The organism is Pseudomonas sp. C5pp (assembly GCF_000814065.1).
Classification (GTDB): Bacteria; Pseudomonadota; Gammaproteobacteria; order Pseudomonadales; family Pseudomonadaceae; genus Aquipseudomonas; species Aquipseudomonas asiatica.
Genome location: NZ_JWLN01000096.1, coordinates 1 through 621, shown reverse-complemented (window position 1 = coordinate 621; position 621 = coordinate 1). Strand labels below are relative to the sequence as shown.

The 621-nt window shown below is 67.3% G+C and carries 1 pseudogene; it reads right to left on the bottom strand.

What is annotated here, in order from left to right:
* Positions 1-621: pseudogene (locus RR51_RS28480) on the bottom strand (Ig-like domain-containing protein); the annotation flags it as partial.

Below are 621 nucleotides of genomic sequence, written 5' to 3'. Positions count from 1 at the left end.
TTGCCGCTGCCGTCGGTCAGGTGATGTACTGCCCGGTTCGGCGGTGCCGCTGATTACGGTGCCGTTGCTGGGCTCGACCACTGGAGCCGCCGGGGCTACCGAATCCACTGTGGTGGAGGCCTGCGGACCGGTGTTGCCGGTCGGGTCGGTTGCCGTGGCGATGATTACGGTGCCGTTGGCCAGCGGCGAGCCGGGGGTGAAGCTCCAGTTGCCGCTGCCGTCAGCGGTGACCTGGCCGATCGGGTTGCCACTGCCATTGGTGAGTGTGACGGTAGCACCCGCTTCGGCAGTACCGCTGATGGTCGTCCCGTTACTAGGATCGATTACCGGTGCAGCCGGCGCGCTGGAATCGACGGTGACCGTCGCTGCCGGGCTGGTGTTGCCAGCCGGGTCGCTCGCCGTCGCATTGACCACGGTGCCATTGGGCAGTGGTGTGGCTGGGGTGAACGTCCAGTTGCCGCTGCCGTCGGCAGTGGCTTCACCAATCGGGTTACCACTGCCGTCGGTGAGGGTCACGGTGCTGTTCGGCTCGGCGGTACCGCTGAGGCTGCTGCCGTTGCTGAGATTGATGGTGGGCGTACCCGGCGCCACGCCGTCTACGGTGGTGCTGCCCTGCCCGCT